At 42.4% G+C, this 18,707-nt stretch carries 21 protein-coding genes and 1 riboswitch; all 21 genes read right to left on the reverse strand.

Annotation, left to right across the window (positions count from 1 at the left end):
- Positions 1-495: 495 nt before the first annotated feature.
- Positions 496-1,818, reverse strand: a complete 1,323-nt coding sequence (locus tag I2503_RS00545; RefSeq protein WP_196966674.1) for a haloacid dehalogenase-like hydrolase — start codon at positions 1,816-1,818, stop codon at positions 496-498.
- Between the two features lie 18 nt (positions 1,819-1,836).
- Positions 1,837-2,931: an NADH-dependent flavin oxidoreductase gene (locus I2503_RS00550; RefSeq protein ID WP_196966675.1), complete on the reverse strand. Its 1,095-nt coding sequence runs from the start codon at positions 2,929-2,931 to the stop codon at positions 1,837-1,839.
- Between the two features lie 62 nt (positions 2,932-2,993).
- A complete protein-coding gene (locus I2503_RS00555; RefSeq protein WP_196091090.1) occupies positions 2,994-3,446 on the reverse strand; it encodes an ethanolamine utilization protein EutQ in 453 nt (150 codons plus the stop codon).
- Positions 3,447-3,449: 3 nt separating this feature from the next.
- Positions 3,450-4,553, reverse strand: coding sequence for an ethanolamine utilization protein EutH (locus I2503_RS00560; RefSeq protein ID WP_196966676.1), 1,104 nt, complete (start codon positions 4,551-4,553; stop codon positions 3,450-3,452).
- Positions 4,554-4,565: 12 nt separating this feature from the next.
- Positions 4,566-4,841, reverse strand: coding sequence for a EutN/CcmL family microcompartment protein (locus tag I2503_RS00565; protein WP_196091092.1), 276 nt, complete (start codon positions 4,839-4,841; stop codon positions 4,566-4,568).
- 11 nt (positions 4,842-4,852) lie between these two features.
- Positions 4,853-5,440: a hypothetical protein gene (locus tag I2503_RS00570; protein ID WP_196091093.1), complete on the reverse strand. Its 588-nt coding sequence runs from the start codon at positions 5,438-5,440 to the stop codon at positions 4,853-4,855.
- A gap of 10 nt (positions 5,441-5,450) precedes the next feature.
- On the reverse strand, positions 5,451-6,086 hold the full coding sequence (eutD, locus tag I2503_RS00575) for an ethanolamine utilization phosphate acetyltransferase EutD (RefSeq protein ID WP_196966677.1): 636 nt from the start codon (positions 6,084-6,086) through the stop codon (positions 5,451-5,453).
- A 9-nt stretch (positions 6,087-6,095) separates the two neighbouring features.
- Positions 6,096-6,665, reverse strand: a complete 570-nt coding sequence (locus tag I2503_RS00580; RefSeq protein WP_196091095.1) for a hypothetical protein — start codon at positions 6,663-6,665, stop codon at positions 6,096-6,098.
- Between the two features lie 244 nt (positions 6,666-6,909).
- A complete protein-coding gene (pduA, locus tag I2503_RS00585; RefSeq protein WP_135035019.1) occupies positions 6,910-7,182 on the reverse strand; it encodes a propanediol utilization microcompartment protein PduA in 273 nt (90 codons plus the stop codon).
- A 45-nt stretch (positions 7,183-7,227) separates the two neighbouring features.
- Positions 7,228-7,512, reverse strand: a complete 285-nt coding sequence (locus tag I2503_RS00590) for a BMC domain-containing protein (protein ID WP_196091096.1) — start codon at positions 7,510-7,512, stop codon at positions 7,228-7,230.
- A gap of 14 nt (positions 7,513-7,526) precedes the next feature.
- Positions 7,527-9,008 carry an acetaldehyde dehydrogenase (acetylating) gene (locus tag I2503_RS00595; protein WP_196966678.1) on the reverse strand — a complete coding sequence of 494 codons (1,482 nt, stop codon included), beginning with the start codon at positions 9,006-9,008 and terminating at the stop codon, positions 7,527-7,529.
- A gap of 6 nt (positions 9,009-9,014) precedes the next feature.
- Entirely contained in the window at positions 9,015-9,497 is a 483-nt protein-coding gene (locus I2503_RS00600; RefSeq protein WP_196091098.1) for a BMC domain-containing protein, read from the reverse strand.
- A 16-nt stretch (positions 9,498-9,513) separates the two neighbouring features.
- Positions 9,514-10,170, reverse strand: a complete 657-nt coding sequence (eutL, locus tag I2503_RS00605; RefSeq protein ID WP_196091099.1) for an ethanolamine utilization microcompartment protein EutL — start codon at positions 10,168-10,170, stop codon at positions 9,514-9,516.
- A gap of 11 nt (positions 10,171-10,181) precedes the next feature.
- The gene (gene eutC / locus I2503_RS00610) at positions 10,182-11,081 is read right to left on the reverse strand and encodes an ethanolamine ammonia-lyase subunit EutC (protein WP_196966679.1); all 900 of its coding nucleotides are present in this window, start codon (positions 11,079-11,081) and stop codon (positions 10,182-10,184) included.
- 15 nt (positions 11,082-11,096) lie between these two features.
- Positions 11,097-12,467 (reverse strand): ethanolamine ammonia-lyase subunit EutB, encoded by a 1,371-nt coding sequence (locus I2503_RS00615; RefSeq protein WP_196091101.1) that lies wholly within the window; start codon positions 12,465-12,467, stop codon positions 11,097-11,099.
- A 15-nt stretch (positions 12,468-12,482) separates the two neighbouring features.
- Complete coding sequence (gene eutA, locus I2503_RS00620; RefSeq protein ID WP_196966680.1) at positions 12,483-13,916, reverse strand: ethanolamine ammonia-lyase reactivating factor EutA; 1,434 nt, start codon at positions 13,914-13,916, stop codon at positions 12,483-12,485.
- Positions 13,917-14,018: 102 nt separating this feature from the next.
- Entirely contained in the window at positions 14,019-15,425 is a 1,407-nt protein-coding gene (locus I2503_RS00625) for a histidine kinase N-terminal domain-containing protein (RefSeq protein ID WP_348769618.1), read from the reverse strand.
- A complete protein-coding gene (locus I2503_RS00630; RefSeq protein WP_196966682.1) occupies positions 15,412-15,987 on the reverse strand; it encodes a response regulator in 576 nt (191 codons plus the stop codon). The genes I2503_RS00625 and I2503_RS00630 overlap by 14 nt, the downstream gene beginning before the upstream one ends.
- Positions 15,988-16,006: 19 nt before the next feature.
- A complete protein-coding gene (locus tag I2503_RS00635; protein WP_196091105.1) occupies positions 16,007-16,351 on the reverse strand; it encodes a BMC domain-containing protein in 345 nt (114 codons plus the stop codon).
- Between the two features lie 46 nt (positions 16,352-16,397).
- A complete protein-coding gene (locus I2503_RS00640; RefSeq protein WP_196966683.1) occupies positions 16,398-17,540 on the reverse strand; it encodes a 1-propanol dehydrogenase PduQ in 1,143 nt (380 codons plus the stop codon).
- Between the two features lie 245 nt (positions 17,541-17,785).
- A riboswitch (adenosylcobalamin (AdoCbl) riboswitch) is annotated at positions 17,786-17,929 on the forward strand.
- A 180-nt stretch (positions 17,930-18,109) separates the two neighbouring features.
- On the reverse strand, positions 18,110-18,706 hold the full coding sequence (locus I2503_RS00645; protein WP_196966684.1) for a cob(I)yrinic acid a,c-diamide adenosyltransferase: 597 nt from the start codon (positions 18,704-18,706) through the stop codon (positions 18,110-18,112).
- Position 18,707 lies beyond the last annotated feature (1 nt).

The following is an 18,707-nucleotide window of genomic DNA, read 5'->3' on the forward strand; positions in this document are numbered from 1 at the left end:
GTTTGAGCTACGGCATTAAATGCCAAAATCTAGTACGACTTAACAAGACACTACTACTTTAACATAAAGAAAAAGTAGTGAGAAAATCTTCCGTCAAAGGTTTCCTCACTACTAATCTTAGTATGTTTGAGCTGTCTACGAATAGCTGCCTTGTGCTAAAAGTAAACGAAAAGACTATAAATCCCGATTAATACTCATTACATTTCAAAATCTAAATGTGTTAATCTTCTTCGCCGAACTATAGTTCAGCCTTCATCAGATTGATGGCAAGCGATGCTTGCTTCATTACCTATAAATTTTAATCCAATTCCTGGATTAAAATTCGTTTCAGATTTCGAACTGTTTCGAGTATAAGCCTTAAAAAGGAGCCGGATTTCTTCAATCTGGCTCCTGTTTCAGGATAAGGAATACTCTTTGGACCTTATTCGCTCACTTTCTGGATTCAATTGTTTTCCATGAGGGATTCGGTTTTCTTCTTAATCTGGTTTTTACCAATCAGTCCTTGACTAAGACAGCTTCTTGCTTTCCTAGTGGAATCGTTTGTTGGCTTGAAATCAAGACTCCCTTATTCTCATCACGTCCTTGCAAGTAATAGAGTGGTTGTTCCTGATCGTAATCCGCTACTGCTTCTTTGGCTAATAAACCAATTCCCTTCTCAGGATTTCGTAAGAGGTTAAAAATCAAGCCCATCTTGAGTTCAGGGAAATCACTAAGCATCGCATAGTCTCCATTACTGTCTCCAGCAATCAGAATTGGCTGGCTATCTCCCTGTTTTGGAGCCATAAATTGGTTAATCGTCTCTGTCTTACCGCTTCCCTGGGTCTGAGGGAAGGCTGAATCTAATTCTGGCATAATCACGCCTTCTTCAGATTTAGAGAGACGCATGGCAAAGACATTTTCTTCTGGGACACCGTAACCGTATTCTTTAGAAGTCGCAAAAGGTAGAATAACATCATAGTAGGAAGCGGAGTTAACATAAACGTCAATTCCATTTTTCATTAGCGTTTGGTAAAGGTCTTGAACTTCTTTCACCGTCCGAATTCCACGTTTGAATTCGATTTCGACTTGTCCTGCTTGTCCTTTTTGACTTCCTGGACTCTCCCAGGTTTCTGAGACTAACTCATCTTTCAAGGATTTGGCAATCGATTCTTCAGATAGTTTTTGAACTTCTTCCGATGTCATCCCCGCATATAAATACGTTACCCAAGGATAAGAGATGTCTGAGCTAAAGGTAGCCCCAATGGCTTCATAAAGGAATAGCAGTTTAGCTCTAAAATCTTTGTACTGATCTGTTTTTTGAATCTCTTCTAAGCTCTTCGTTCCTTCAAAGCCTTTGTATTCCTGATATAGATACTGGTAATCTGCCTCTAAGTCTGCTGAAATTTCCTTAATGGAAATCGCTTGGTCGTCTTCATTGTGATAATCCTCACTAAAAACATCTTCTGGAACTTGGGTTCGAATGACATTTCCAAATTCTTCAGGAGTTACTTTAAAAGCAAGGTTTTCAATTTGATAAACAAAAGTGGCTTCCCCAATATCATTAATGATAGTGGTGTTGTCCCAGTCAAAAACGGCATAAGGTCGTGCCTCTTCTGAATAGTTTGGAGAGGATTTTCCATACTCTTGAATCAGTTGTGTTAGACGGGCATGGGCTTTGGATTCCCAATTTCCAGACATCAGTATTTCTGGACTCTTTTGACTGGTCGAGGATTGCTCCAGCTTATCCGATTTGCTTTCCTCCTTGGTCATATTAGCCTGGCAAGCTCCTAAAAGAAGGCTGGTTCCGCATACTAAAACGGCTGCTGTTTTCCAATTCATTTTATTCTCCTTTTTCCTTTAAGGTTTAGCATAGTAACTTCCATAATCCCTAACAAAATTGTTTGGCAAAGCTAAATCGAATAATGTTTCCTTGTCCAAATAGCTACGAATTTTTGATTCTTCTTTTAATCGATACAGCTTCAACCAATCGGGTTCCAAAAGTAAACTGGTTCCCATTGCTAGAAGAGGGATTCCAGACTCCAATGCCTCCTCACAATCTTCGGGTTTTCTCAATCTCCCCACTCCGATTAGAGGCACACGTCCTTTTATCTTATCCCGAATGGCTAAGATGACTGGTACTTCTTCTTCTGGTTTTCGCAAGGAGGATCGCCACAAATTATCCATAGAAACATGCAAGTAATCAATTCCTAAGTGAATCAGCTGGTCTATTAATGCCAAGCTGTCCTTCAGTTCAATCCCTGGAACTTCAATTTCTTCTGGTGAGAAACGATAGCCCAATAGAAAGGGTTTCGGGCTCTCTTGGACAATCAGCTGACGGGCACGTTTAACGAGGGTTTTGGCAAATCGCATGCGATTGTTTAAAGTTCCTCCCCATTTATCTTGGCGACGATTGGAATGAGGGGATAAAAATTGTTGAATCAAATAAGTATTAGCCCCATGAAGTTCGACACCATCAAAGCCTGCTCGTATGGCTCGATTAATAGCATCCAGGAAATCTTGGATGACTTCCTCAATTTGAGCATTGGTCAATGCTCTTGGAAGTTCAACTGTTCCATGTTCCGCAAGTACCGCACTCGGTGCAACGGGCTGTTCCTCGATAAGGTCGGGTGGAACCATACGCCCGCCATGATAGATTTGCAGGATCGCTAGATTGCCTTGCGATTTCATGGCCTCTGCTAGTCTGGCTAGTCCAGGAATCTTATCATCCTCAGCAGCACTAAAACTATCTACATAAGCCTGTCCTAGAGGGTGCACATAGGCACTCCCTGTAATCAGCAAGCCCGCACTTCCAGCCCGCCGCCTATAAAACGCCACATCCTCTTCCGACACAGCTCCACCCGCTAGACTGGCACTAATAGTCAGCGGGGCTAAAACCAAGCGATTCTTTGTTCGCATCCCATTGGGAAAAGGGTAAGAGGTTTCTAATTGCATCTTGTCCTCCTTCAGAAAAAAAGACGGATTCACCATATAGCTGAGGAGAATCCGTGCTTCTTCTAACTATTCTGCCAGTCGGCAGGATAAGTAATGTAAACAAAGCGAGCCTTGCCTTTTACAGAAAACTGAATATCGCTCCCCTTTGGAATGAAGAGGGCTTGACCCGGCCCTGCTGACATGACCTCATCCCCAACAATGATGTCTAATTGACCGTCGATAACAAAGTCAACTTCATCATAGTCAAGATGCCAAGAGAAGGTGGTGTCCTCCATAGTCATCAAACCAAAGCCTAGACGTGGACTCTCCTCTAAACTAATTAAATCGCGGGTGTAGACCTGATCTTGAGCGTTTCCAGTGTCTAGTCGATCTTCTGGTCTCACATCCATTTGATTAACAGCTAAAGAGATGACCCCTGCTTTACTGACTTTTTTCGTAGATGACTCTGTTCCCAATTCTTCTAGGATGATCTGACGAACAAGCTTTTCTAACAGTTCACGGTTAATTTGACTCATAAACTACCCTTCTTTCTGCATGGATTTTGTCAAAATGAAGGCTAGAATAACAGCAGTCACTCCTCCTACAATTTTTCCGACCATCATTGGGAAAATCATATCTGGGCTTTGACCAGCTGTGAAGCCAAGGTGGTCTCCAATCACAAAGGAAGCGGACACCGCAAAGGCCACATTGATGATTTTTCCACGATTATCCATATCTTTCATCATTTGGAACATGGCAATATTATTGGCCAAAGATGCTACCAAACCCGCGGCTGCTACATCGTTCATCCCTAAAGAATGTCCGATTTTAGCTAAAGGTTTGCTTGCTACTTTGGTGAAAACTGCTACTAATCCAAAAGCTCCTGCTAAGGTAACCGCAATGGTTCCGACAACTTCAAAGGCTTCAACCAAGGCCTCTGCTCCACTTGGGTACAGACCCAACAGCCATTCATTCCCTGTTAAGAGTTGAGCTGCTCCAAAAGCCAAGCCAAGAGTAGCAATGGTCACAATAACCTGTCCAAAGACCTCAAAGCCCTTAATCATTTTTTCAGGAGCCATCACAAGACCAAGGAAGATAAGGGCAGATACGATAATAATTGGAATTAGATTGATGAGCAAGGTACCAAATCCCAAGCCTGGTACTAAAAGACCACCCACTAAACAGCCTATAGGGACCGTTACCAATCCATAGAGAATCCCACGCGCCAACAAAGGACGATCCTCTTTTTCAATAATCCCAAGCGAAACTGGAATCGTGAAAACCAATGTCGGCCCCATCATGGATCCAAGAACATAGGCAGCAAATTTTCCAACCTCCTCATTTTCTGCCAAACTTAAAGCGAGGGGAGCTCCTCCCATATCATTGGCAATGAAAGTTGTTGCAAAAATAGAGGGATCGGCACCAACCAGTCCATAAATAGGGACAATAATTGGTTTTAACAGATCAGCTAGTAATGGGGCTACCACCATAATCCCAGCCATGGACAAGGCCAAGGCACCCATGGCCATAATTCCTTCTTCAAATTGTTCACTCAGTCCTAATTTTCCACCAATACACTTATCAATTGCTCCAATCAGTAGGAAAAGGACCATCACATAAATGATTATCTCATTGATACTCATTTGCTATCCTTTCTAATCATCATCTTCATAAGCTACCTTATCGATGATGCCAACAATTAGCATATCAATTGGAACATCCACCTTATCCAAGGCCACACGAGCACTGCTTCCTGTCGTAACCAAAACTAAATCGCCTTGACCAGCTCCAATTAAATCTGCCGCAATCACATGAGCGGGATCTGTTTGTTGGTCATTTAATTGGCGTTCCACAATTAGAAACTTGAGACCATTTAAAGCTTCCTCTTTTCGAGTAGCCCATAAGCTACCCCTGACTTTTCCCACAAACATCTCCCTACTCCTTATTCAACTATCCTAATTCTATTTCGACGAAGAAAATCGCGAGCTAACGGGGTTATCAGCCAATCTTTGGCATCCAGGTGGTCACCCGGTAATAAGCCAAGAGCTTGTGCTTTTTCCTCTGTTAACAAAGTACGTTTCCCGGTTTTAGCTGTGACTTCTTTCTGTTGTAAAAAATCTTTCAAGCCTACAAGATTTGTAAATCGTAGTCCGTATGAAGCAACTTTTTGTGTCAGGATTCCAACACCCTCACGCAAAGATTTGCTAGAACCGTTCGTGGACGGTGCCTGTCTCAAAACAAAAACAGCCTTTCCCTGCTGTAGAGCTTGTAGAATCCATTCCTCTAAGGTTGTCAATGGACAAAGATTAGCTAACCGAAAAATAGCAGCATCCGTTAAAGATTCAACAACTAGAAGCTTTCCATCTTGCGCATCTTCTACCACTTCAAAACCAAAATTTTGAATCTGACTCTTTAAGTTTTCAGAACCAAAAACATAAACTTTTTCTAATTCTTTACCAGTATTTTCTACAGTCAATTCTTCCAAGAGGCGGTCTGTCACAGCTTGAATAAGCGCTTCAATTTGTGTCATACACAACCTCCTATTTTTCTGAAATTTTTACAATACGACCACGCATACCCTTGACAAAGCCTGCTGCATTCGCTTCATCATAGTCGATGTGCATATAGGTCGCAAACTTCGGACTGACCCGTACCACAACATCATCGAAAATAAGCGATCGTTGTCCCTCTGCTCGAACTTGAACAATTTCATGATTGGATACACCCAAGCGTTCTGCATCCTTTGGTGTCATATGGATGTGTCTCTTAGCAACAATCAAGCCCTTGTCTAAAGAAACCGTACGGTTCCCATTCACAAGGACAATTCCTGGTGTCCCTTCGATGTCACCACTCTCCCTCACAGGGGCTTGAATGCCTAATTGCAAACAGTCTGTCGCAGATACTTCTACTTGAGATTCCTTGCGAACCGGTCCTAGAATGACCACATTTCGAAAGACCCCCTTAGGACCCAGCAGGGTTACTCTTTCTTGGGCTGCATATTGACCTGGTTGAGAGAGGTCCTTCATCTTTGTTAGCGCATATCCTGGTCCAAAAAGACTCTCTAAATCTTCCTGGCTCAGATGTACATGACGGCCACTGGCTTCAATTTCGAAACTCGAATCAAGTTGTTCTTGAACCCGTTCCGCTACTTTTTCAATCAATGTTTCTAATTTCATAACACTTCCTCACTCCACAATCATGCTTTGAATTCCAGCCACTATTTCATTCAGCTGCCCTAGAAGCACTTCCTTTTGACTCCGCAACTCAGTTGACCAAGCCAACTCGTATTCATAACGAATTTGATCCAATTCTATCGATAATTGATAAAGTTCCAAGGCCCAAATCGGTTTTTCCAAGACATGATTCATTAGTCTGTCAGCATTCGAATCGGTTTGAACTCGATCAAACCCAAATTCTATTTCCTCTCCTTTTCTCAAGAGCTGAATTTGCTGAAAATAACGAAGTAACCTTTCTTCTTTATCAAGCAAATAATACTGACGTAAGACTTTTTGGGCTTTTAAAAAATAGGGATAGACCTTTTCCAAGCGAAATAAAGTGTCCGTGGGTAGAGAGAAAAATTCCGCTTTTTTCGAAGATTGAACTTCTTTCCATGAAACGTTAATTCGATGGTCTCTGAGGAAGCTTTTAGCAGAAGGAGTCAAAATGGATCCGGCATCTAAGCTCAGTTGACCAGACCTTTCCAATTGCAATTCCCGCAACATTTTGCGAATTCGTGCTTCCGTATACAAAGCCATACAGTCACTTCCTTTCCTACCCTCAAGGGAAAGTGAAAGGACCTCGTTCAGTTTTATACTCTTTTCGGTTATCTTTTATGACCGTGTTAGCTCGTCTTGCCATACTTATTGGAAACTTTCTTCGAAAGTTGTATCAGCAAGCTCAAAATCTCCCCCAGAGATTCGAGCTGTCTACGACTCGCTGCCTTGTACTAAAAGTCTATATTAAATATCAAATGAACGACGGTCCTCGCCTCCTTGCTTCCTACTTAGGAAGAATAACTTCTACTTCAGAGTGTGGGCGTGGGATGACGTGTACAGAGATCAATTCCCCTACATTTTCTGCTGCCGCAGCTCCTGCATCTGTTGCTGCCTTAACCGCACCAACGTCACCACGAACCATAACTGTAACCAAGCCGGCACCAATTTGTTCTTTTCCAACCAAGGTGACATTAGCTGCTTTGACCATGGCATCTGCTGCTTCTATTGCGCCTACAAGTCCTTTTGTTTCTACCATTCCAAGTGCGTTTGCGTTCATTGTTTGTTCTCCTTTGTGTTAAAAATGTTTATAAGTTTGGTAAGATTATTCAGCTTTGCCTGCAGGTAAAATAACTTCCACCTCAGCATGGGGGCGAGGAATAACGTGTACAGAGATCAATTCTCCTACATTTTCTGCCGCTGCAGCTCCTGCATCTGTTGCTGCTTTAACCGCACCAACGTCACCACGAACCATAACTGTAACCAAACCAGCTCCAATTTGTTCTTTCCCAACAAGTGTTACGTTAGCTGCTTTGACCATGGCATCTGCTGCTTCAATTGCGCCTACAAGTCCTTTTGTTTCTACCATTCCTAATGCGTTTGCGTTCATCTTTTATTCTCCTTTTATTTTAGTTTTTCCAAAACTTTCGCAACAAGGGCTTCGATGAGAGCCTCATCACTCAATGAGCATTCAGGTTTCAATTCTTTAACAACCTCCGCCACTTGATTTTCAGCCTTGCGTAAATCTGCCAAACTCCGCTGACCAGTTGCAATCCGACGGACATTAATGAGATTCATCGGACTGATGTTATCTGAAGTGGAACTGCCTCCAATCCCTCCACATCCCAAGGTCAAGGCTGGAAATAGATTGGTTGTGGCTCCTACACCACCCAGTGCTGAACCAGTATTCACCAAAAGTCGAGATACAGGCGTATAGAGACTGAAGTGGCGGATAATCTCCTTATTCTGACTATGGATAGCAAAGGTATGACCAATTCCTTCATTTTGCAAAATACTATTGGTTAAGGTACTTGCCTCTTTCCAATCTTTTACGGTATAGAATCCCAATACTGGACAGAGTTTTTCCATAGAGAACGGATGTTGCTTCCCGATCCCTGTTTCCCTAGCAATGAGAACACGCGCAGTTTCTGGAACCGAAAGACCGGCCAGTTTCCCAATTTCTGGAGCGGTCTTTCCGACCATTTGAGGATTCATAAGACCACTTGGTTGAATGACTGCTGCTCCCAATTTTTTGGCATCCGAATCGGGCACAAAGTAGGCTCCTTGACGCTGGAACTCTGCAATAACCGCTTCCTGATTCGATTGATCTACAATAATCGATTGTTCAGAGGCACAAATCACACCATTATCAAAAGTTTTTGAATCCAGGATTTGCTGGACAGCGTGTGGGATATCCGCGGACGACTCAATATAGGCCGGTCCATTTCCGGGACCAACACCAATAGCTGGAGTACCTGAGGAATAGGCCGCTCGAACCATGGCTGTTCCGCCAGTTGCTAAAATCAGCTTGGTGTCTTTATGACGCATCAACTCATTGGTTGCTGAAATCGAAACACGATGAATTGACGTCACTACACCTGCTGGGGCTCCAACCGTTTTTAAGGCATCTTGAATAATCGCAACCGTTGCCTCAATACACTTGAGCGCATGAGGGTGAGGAGAAAAAATAATACTATTCCCTGTTTTTAAAGCTAACAAAGCTTTGTAAATAACAGTGGACGTTGGATTTGTTGAAGGAATGAGACCTGCAATCACGCCTACCGGCAATGCAACTTCTGTTATTCCCTTTTTTGAATCTTCCGATAAAACACCAACCGTCTTTAAATCTCTTATTTCTTCATAGACTCCTTGTGAAGCTAGGGTATTTTTTAATACCTTATCCTCCCAGCAACCAAATCCGGTTTCTTCAACAGCCAGTTTAGCCAAGTATTCCCGTTGTTCATAACAAGCCTTGGTAACCACCTTGACTAGGGTATCAATTTGTTCTTGATTCAATTGGGCCAGTTCTTTCTGGGCCTTCTTTGCCGTCCGAATCAGGTTTCTCACCTCCTGAATCGACGCCAAGTCCTTGTCTTCAATAAACATAGCCAATTACTCCTTTTCTATCTTACCAAGGGCTTCTAACAAACGAGCCTTATTGGCAAACTTAATCTCTTTCTTGCTAAGCTCAATCGCAGGTTCCTGATAAGCCAAACTCCGCAATTGGACCACTTTCATTGTTTCTAATTTATGAATATCATACTTAGAGGCTGGCTCCACCTCAGGTGAAGGGGCAATAACATCGCTCTCGATCTCTTCCTTTTTTGGAAAGAGCAAGTCTTCCGTTTGTTGGTCCAGGCGAGCAATGACATGACTGGTACGGAAATAGGATTTCTGACCCAGTTCTGCTTGCACAGCATCGACCGCTGCTCTAACTGCACCGATGTCTCCAACAATTTGCACGTTTTTCAAACCGGATTTAACAGTTTCTGCTCGCAATAAATGAACATTTGCAGCTTTTAAGGCAATGTCCGCCGCAACGACTGCCCCCAAGAATCCCTTGACCTCAATGAGTCCTAATGCTTTTTGTGTCATAGGAATCACCTACTATCTAGTATGTTCTTGGATTATCTGCAATCTGCTCCACAGTTCTTGCAAAAGCGTCACAGGCAGCTCGACAGGCTGATTGGCTTCCGACCAAGAGTCCGCCAGCAAAGTTGGTCTCACTTGGAGGTCCATAAAAGGCCCCAACTTGTACATCTGCTGCTTTTAAAGCTGCATCCAAGCCCACCATAGCCTCAGCTGGAGGAGCAATTAAGTAAGCAATAGCCGTCCCTTCGGTTGCATTGGCAGCTTGAGATAAATAGGATCCAGCCCGTGAGATACAATGGGCAAAATAAGGAATCGAATTGTCGTCATTGGCTGAGTAGAAACTAGCCCCGTTTTCAATCTCATAAACAATCACATCCAAGGCACTCCGTACTTCTTCTGGATTGGGTCCTGCCACAATACCGATGACTTCACCAGCTAATTTCGTAGAGGCATTTCCTGCTCCCGCATACATACTACGAGCATAGACAATTTCAACATTGACAGCTTTTGTGGCTTCATCCAAAGCTACATAGGTCACATCATCACAGTCGGAAGTTACAATTCCCAAACTCCGATGATGGGGTTTTAGTTCCAAGGAAGCAGCCAAGCCTCTATCCACATTTGGAATGAGCAAGGATGATAGAACACTTGCTCCTAATCGTTCCTGTCTTACCATTTCTTTCCCCTTTATCCTTTCAAGTCAACACCCGATTTTTTCTGATCGAGAATTTTTTTGATAATTTCCGCTACATAAGCACCTGCTTCAACCGCCGGAGTTCCTCCACGATGAATGTTTGAAAGGACTGTCCGTTTGGCTTCCGGCATTCCTCGCCATGGTTTATAAGCAATATAAGCACTCATGGATTCAGCTGTGACCAAACCAGGACGTTCGCCAACTAGCATACAAACCACTTCAGCTCCCGTAAGTTCAGCTACATGGTCCATCGCTCCCACCCGTGCATGTTTGATGAATAGTACCTCTGAAAAGTCTATTCCAAACATTTTCAAGCCTTGTTTCAATGCTGGCAGAAAATCTCGAAGATTGGCTTCAATTGCAGAGGAACTCAAACCATCCCCAACAATAATTTGGACCTTGGCATTGGGCTTGCACTCACGTTTAATAATCTCTGCTTGATCATCTGGAAAGACACGTCCAAGGTCTGGTCTAGTCAGATACTCATCTTTCGAGGTCGGTGACGTATGAACTGGAATCAGTCCCATCGCTTCCACAAATTCTGGAGAAACATAGGAGAAAACTGCATCTTGAGCAGCTGCATGGTCAGCACGGAATCTTAAGACTGACTGGGTCTTATAACGTGTTCCAGCTCTCCATAGTCCTAAACGGGCTGGAGTAAACTTTTTAATTTTTCGATAAGCTTCTTCGTTCAAAGCACTCGGCACTAAAAATTGTTCCTGAATATTGACTTCTGTGATATCTTCAATCATTCCATCCTCAATGACGGATTCTTGACTTGGCTTATGACTAGATTCGCTGACATCAACTACCTCAACACTCGGAGTGGCATCCTCCTTTACCATCTCACTTAAGAGCGAGCGGATCATGTCTTTTAATTGTTTTTCATCCACTTGCGTCCCTCCTTCTTAGTTCCGTTGCATAAAGATGGATCCATCTCCACCAAGGGCGGTCAACCGGCCGTTTTCCATAAGACCCATTTTTTCCATCCACTCTTCAAATTCTTTAATAGGGCGTTTGTCCAATAAATCACGCATGGTTGCAGTTTCATGGTAACCCGTTGTTTGGTAGTTAAGCATGATGTCATCACCATGAGGAATGGCCATGATGTAGTTAACATTGGCAGCACCGAGTAGTACCAACAAGTTCTCAGCATCATTCTGATCGGCCTTCATATGGTTGGTGTAACAGATATCACAACCCATAGAAATCCCTGAAAGTTTGCCCATGAAATGATCTTCTAAACCAGCACGAATAACTTGTTTCGAATCATAGAGGTATTCTGGTCCGATGAAACCAACGACTGTATTCACGAGGAAGGGATCAAAGTGTTTCGCAAAACCATAGCAACGAGCTTCCATGGTCACTTGGTCAGCGTCATAATGGGCATCTGATGACAATTCTGAACCTTGTCCAGTTTCAAAATACATCACATTCGGACCAGCCGCAGAACCAACTTTTAAGGCTGTATCACGTGCTTCTTGGATTGTTTTTGCATCAAAACCAAAGGCCGTATTTCCTTTTTCAGATCCAGCAATCGATTGGAAAACCAAACCTGTAGGAGCCCCTTGATTCATAGCTTCAATCTGAGTTGTCACATGCGCCAAAACACAGTGTTGTGTTGGGATTTGATACTCTTCAATAAAGTCATTGAATTTATGGAGAATTCGTTTGGTACTTTCGACAGAATCATCAACAGGGTTCAAGCCTAGTAGGGCATCTCCACATCCATATGCAAAACCTTCCATGGTGGAGGCCATAATTCCATCTGGATCATCCGTTGTATGGTTGGGTTGTAGACGTGAGGAGAAGGTACCCGGTACTCCGATAGTTGTATTAGCGGTTTTGGTAATAACAATTTTTTTAGCTGCCACAATTAAATCCAAATTGGTCATTAATTTTGCAACAGCCGCCACCATCTCAGAGGTCAAGCCTCTTGAGATCCACTGAATATCAACATTCTTGGTGTTGGTATCCAAAATCCACTCCCGTAATTCTTCAACTGTCCAGTGTTTGATTTTTTCATAAGTTCGAAGATTGACATCATCGACGATAATCCGAGTAACTTCATCTTCTTCATATGGTACAACTGGATTATTAAAGAGATCTGCTAAAGTCAGTTGTGCCAACACTACCTTGGCAGCAACTCGTTCTTCAGCTGATTGAGCTGCTACTCCAGCCAGTTGATCTCCTGACTTATACTCATTGGCCTTGGCTAGAACTTCTTTCACTGAAGAAAATTCATAGACACGACCAAACAATTTTGTTTTAAGAATCATGAAACCTTTCCTCCTTTAGGAATCAAATACTAAGGTTTTGACAACGATTGGAAGGACAGACCCCTCCACAAGCGGTTGTCCAATGTCGATATAATCGCCATTTTGAACATCCACGGAATCAATGCAAACAAAGGGATAGTCGGCAGGTAGGCGTGTATAAAGGCATTGTCCCAGTACTTTTGCCATGTCTTCTTGGAGAATGACTAAGAGCGGATATCCTTTTTGAATACTCGTCTTCATCCCTGACACAATCGCATCCGCATAAGCCTCAACCTCTAAAAAACTAGGACTTCGTTTACCTGAGAAAGCCAAAGCGATTTGTTGGACTTCATTTTCCAATTGAAACCACTCTGATTTCTGGGCTATCATCTCTGCCAAAGCCTCACTTTCAAGCTCTTCATCGCTGGCAGATAGTTTTAAGACAGGTAGGTTTTTCAAAGGAAGGATACGGTCGATATAGGTAATGGTACTTCCACTAACATCGGTCGTATGACTACCAGCTCCTACAACTGTTGCCCGAATGGTTTCGGCAGATTGAATGACCTGTTTTTCTCGGAATATGGCCGATTGTCGAATGGCTCTGCCCAGTAGAATTCCAATATCCCCATAAAGAAAATCGTCTACCTCCTTGTCAGCTACTGCAATGGCATCAGCGACTCCTCCTGAGAAGGACACACAAGCAATGTCTTGCCCTTCCTTTAGCGCATGATTGGTCACCAAAAGTTCAAAATAGGGACTGTTCTTCGGTAAACCTAAGGATTGTTCCATCACATCAACAAGTATCGTAATCAGTCTATCCAAATGTTGCCGATGAACAAGTTGACCTAAAGACAAATCCAGGTTTTCATTTTGGATAATCTCTTGCAATTTTGGTGCAATGTAGCAAATCTTGTTTGAGTCATCAACTTTTAAAAGTCTTCCGCCTATATCAAAGCAGGCCGTATCCTGAATATCTCCCTCACGGAACAAGGCGTAATTAGAGGTTCCCCCTCCAATATCAATGTTAACAACCGACGTATGGTGCTTTTGTGAGTAGAGATGGCTACAAGCACCCTTTCCAGCAATTATACTTTCTAGATCAGGACCTGCGGTTGCGACTACAAAATCGCCAGCGTAACCACTCAATGCTTGCAGGACTTGACTTGCGTTTTCCTTTCGAGCAGATTCACCGGTAATAATCACAGCTCCCATCTGAATATCGCTCTTTTGAATCCCAGCTTTTTGATATTCTTTTTGAAGAAAATTTTTAATATCGTCAACCAAAATTAGTTGATGATCGGCAAGAGGGGTAAAGATAATATCACTCTTATGCAAAACCTTCTTGTCTGTAATATAGATACGAGGAATCGTGAAAACCGATGCAATATTTTCAATCGTGAGTTGAGAGAGGACTAATTGAGTTGTGGCAGTCCCAATATCCAAACCAACACTTAGGATTTTTTCCGACATGAAAACCTCCAAAAAAAGACGCTTAAAGAACTAGGCACCAATTGAACCCTAGTCTTTAAGCGTCATTGCTTGTATTCTTCCACTTCTTTGTAGAAAAAATGTTTATTCATGAAATAATATACTTGTCCGTGTTCCATTTGAACCTGATTGTACATCCAATCTTCCAGACAATTTATCTTGGACAAAACGTTCGACTAAGACCAGGCCAAGATGACCTTGGGAATAGCGACGCCTCGTATTGTAACCGCTACCATTGTCGGTTATCAATACTCTAATGATACCATCTTTTCTTGTAAGATGCAAGCCTACAGTTGCATTTTTCTTCTTAACATGAAAAGCATGTTTGAATGAATTTTGTAGGATTTCATTCGCAATCAGAGCCAAGGCTGTAGCCCGACTCGCATCTAATTCACAGTCCGCATCAACTTGACTCTGGACCTGAATAAAATCTTGGCCAAAGGAGCGACGAACAGTTGTCAAAACTTGTTCCAAAAGAGGAGCTAATGGAAGTTTCTGTCCTTTCTTATGACTGAGTAAGTCATGAATGCTGGCCACTGAAAGAATACGATGGACGCTTTCTTCCAAGGCCTCCTTAACATCCTTCTTATCTGTCTGATAGGCTTGCAGTCTAAGGAGCGAAACCAAGGTTTGAAGATTATTTTTAACCCGATGGTTCATCTCCCTTACTAAAACCTTTTGTTCCTGTAGCTCCCGCTCCAAGTTGCGAATTTCCGTTACATCTCGACATTCCATTAGCAAGTATCCGTTTGTCAATAGTTGCCGTTTTAACTGGAAAAAATAACCGCCATAGGGCACCCGTACTTGGTCAATTTCATTTTTTTCGAGTCGAGCCCTTGCTAGGGCTTCTTGATAAGACAGGGTATCCAGAACCAAATTATCATAGTGCATACCTTCTAATTGATCTCGATAACCTAATCGACCTGCATATAATTCCCTAGCCTTGGCATTAGCATAAACCAAGGTTCCTTGAGGATCAAACACAAAAATTTGATTATCCAGTTGTTCCAAAAAGTTAGCCGGTAAATCCTGCTCCCAATCAAGAACTGGCTTTTCTGTTGGTGAGATAGAAGAAGAAAGAGACGGTGGTGCCATTTCAATGATCAACGTTCCAACCACTTCTTTTTCCCATACTAAAGGAAAGACTGTCTGGTAAATCACGGCTCCTTCTTGAGACATAGCCGTCAAACCGACTGAGGCTAAGCCAGTTTCTAAGGTTCGAATAACCCCAGGTTCATCTCGTAAATCTGCAACATCCCCCACAACATCCTCTCGATAAAGACTCAGTTGCTTTTGTGGACGTTTATGGTAAATGACCAAGGCTTGATTGGGTTGTGCCAAACTACGAACGTCAATAAAAACGTCCTGATGAGAATAGGTGTCACCTGCTTCCAGTTGGCTTGCCTGTTCCACAAGATATTCGATAGCCATTGGACTTAAATCTGTTTGCTGGGAACAGAGCTCCCGTATTTTTTCTTTATAGTTCATCATGTAACAAGAGTAATTTTGCGATTTCAATCATAGGAACCCTTTTTTGCATACTTATGGAACGAATTTGTTTAAAGGCTTCTGGCTCTGTCAGATTTTCTTTATACATCAGCATTCCTTTGGCTTTTTCAATGATAATCCGATCCTCAATTTTTTTACTGAGTTTATCCGTTTCATCTTTCAAAGCATAGGTCTCTCTTCCTTTTTCCAAACAAACTTCAATCATAGGAATCAGCGATTTGGCATCTAAAGGCTTAATTAAATAGGCACTAGTTCCATATTGCTTGGCTTTTTGAATGTATTGATCGTCGCTAAAACCAGAAAGTAACATAACACTATAGGCCAAGCGGTCATCAAGAATTTTTTTACTGGCTGTTAAACCATCTAATAAAGGGAGTTGGATATCCATCAAGACGAGGTCAGGATGAAATTTTTGACACACTTCTATAGCCTCAAAGCCGTCTTTGGCTTCGGCTACAACTTGGTAATCTCCAGATTCTAAGATATGACGAATATCTAAACGAACAATGGGGTCATCATCGACGATTACGATTTTACTTTTCATGTTTTCCACTCACTTACTACTAGGTCTTGGTTACGGTTGTTCCAGAAAATCCTAGGATTAGATGTAATCCATCCAGTACAGCTGCAAGGGCCGTTTCTACAGAAGCTACATCTCCCGTCATCACTACAGAACCGCTAAAGCGATCGACAAACCCAATTTCAACACCGGCAGCTTTCGTTGCTAAATCAACAGCGATAATAGCAGCTTCGCTGGGGGTAATCGTTAAAATGCCAATAGCACCCCGATCTTTTGCTTGGAGACCTAGTTTTTCAAAAATAACGGGATCGGGATTCGCAATCAAATGGGCTAGGGTGACTTGCTTACCAGGAACATATTCCTGAATCATCCTTTGTTTTTCTGTCATCTCTTCTCCTTATTTTATTATACTGATATTTTATCGTTTTGCCAAATTATTCTCTATAACTAGTAGATAGAATAGTAGCTAAATCCGATACCGAAGGCTGACGAGGATTTGTCACTGTGCAAGGATCTTTTAAAGCAGACTCAGCAATGGATTCTTTTTCCCTTTCAAATGACGGCTGATCAATCCCGTAAGCTGCTAAAGTTTCAGGCAAGTCCAGTTTCCGTTGTAACTGTCTCAGCTTATCCAGTAATTGCTTCACACCTTGAGCTGGATTTGGGGCTGAACAACCCAGAATGCGAGCAAGTTGCTGGTAACGCTTTGCCACCTCTAGTTGTTGATTCCCAATCCTTGCACCTTCTAAACCTGCATTATAGGCGATAACCTTCGGTAAAAGGATGCTATTCATGCGACCATGTGGAATATGGAAGACAGCACCAGATGCATGTGACAAACTATGGACAATCCCTAACGAAGTAGTATTAAAAGCCATGCCCGCCATGGTTGAAGCAATGTGCATCTTTTCACGAGCTTCCATATCTTGCCCATTCCGGTAGGCTTTGGGGAGGTACTCAAACACTAATTGAACTGTTTTTTCAACCAGAGCATCAGAAAAATCAGTGGCCTGTGTCGAAACATAAGCCTCCAAAACATGGGTTAGAACATCTATACCAGTATCTGCAGTAATCTGCCGCGGCAAACTGCGTACCAAATTGGCATCCAGAATGGCAAGGTCAGGAAGTAATTCACGATCCACAATTGGATACTTCCGTCCCAAGTCAGCATCTGTAATCACCGAAAAATCTGTCACTTCAGATCCTGTTCCACTAGTTGTTGGAATAGCAATCAAGGTAACTTCTTGGAACCCTCCCTCTTTCTTACCAAAGTAATAAATGGCTTTCGCAGCATCCAAGGCAGAACCACCACCGATCGCTAAAATAATGTCGATCGTTTGCTCCTGGCTAGACTGAATCCCAGCTACAATCACTTCAATAGGGGGGTCGGGACAAACTTCCGTAAAAACAGTTACTCGATTCGAAGAATCCAGGTGGTTTTTCACATACTCCAACTGCCCCGTCTTTTCTAAAAAAGGATCCGCTACCATCAAAATTCCCTGATTTTGAAAGCTTCTTAATTCCTCTAACGCATTGGTTCCAATTACCAGTTCTGTTTTGTAATGAATCCTATACATAGTTTCTCCTTTTGTACAAAAATAAGCCACACGAAAAGACTAAACATCACCGTTGTCGCCTCTTCTGCAGCTTCATTGCTTGATTGGTTTCTATGTACACCATTGTACTTCACAAATAGTTTAGCACAAAAACGCTTACAAAACAAGAATATGAAATTACTGTTTTCAAATATGATCTTTTTTTGGAATCGCTTTCCTTTTCCCTTGCTTTTTTCTCATAAAAAAGGTACACTTAAGTCAGAAGAAATTGATAATGTACTCTTAGACTCATGGAAGTTTGGTGTAAATCCAACACGGTCCCGCCACTGTGATAAGCCTAGCTTTAAGTCAGATCTTTGAATCTAAGTTTTAGTAGAAGTCGGGTTTCGATGTAAAGCTTCGGCCTCATGAATAAGATTCATTTTCATTCTACGATTAGTACCATTCATTTCTTGGACTTTGTCCAACTGCTTATAGCAGTTCAAGGCTTTTGGAAGCTCATACTAATCGAGGATGCTTAGTGAATGACTACAATGGCGTAGCCAAGCTTTCAGAAAACAAAACTAGAGGTCGCCAAGCGACCTCTTTTCCTATGCTTTTTTGGACCAACGTTCCACATCTTCCTTTGTAATGGCATGAAAAACCTTACTTCCGCGTTCATAAGGAATGTCTTTTACTCCCATTTGGTAATTGACAAAACGAGCAAGGGCAAAAAAGTAATCGGATAAGCGGTTTACAAAAATCAACACCTCTTGGTTAATATCCGTAGACCACATAGCCGCTACAATATGACGTTCTGCTCGACGGGCAATCGTCCGAGCGACATGTAAGGAAGCAGCCAGTGGATGGCCACCCGGTAGAATAAAGGTTTCTAAATCAGGGGGGATGGGGGCATAAAGGTCAATTTTTGACTCAATCCAATCCACAAGACTTTGGTCCACTTTATATGGATAAACACCCTGTGGGGTAGATAAATCAGATCCACAATCAAACAAATAATGCTGCAGCTCCAATAATTCTTCACGGAGCACATCCTCTTGACTCAGATCACACATCAAGTAACCAATCCAAGAATTCAATTCATCAATCGTCCCATACGCCTGCACCCGTTCCGAATCTTTGGCAACACTTTGCCCACCCACTAATTTTGTAAGGCCCTTATCACCTGTTTTTGTATATAATTGCATC

Origin of the sequence: Streptococcus sp. NLN64 (assembly GCF_015831295.1) — a bacterium.
GTDB lineage: Bacteria > Bacillota > Bacilli > Lactobacillales > Streptococcaceae > Streptococcus.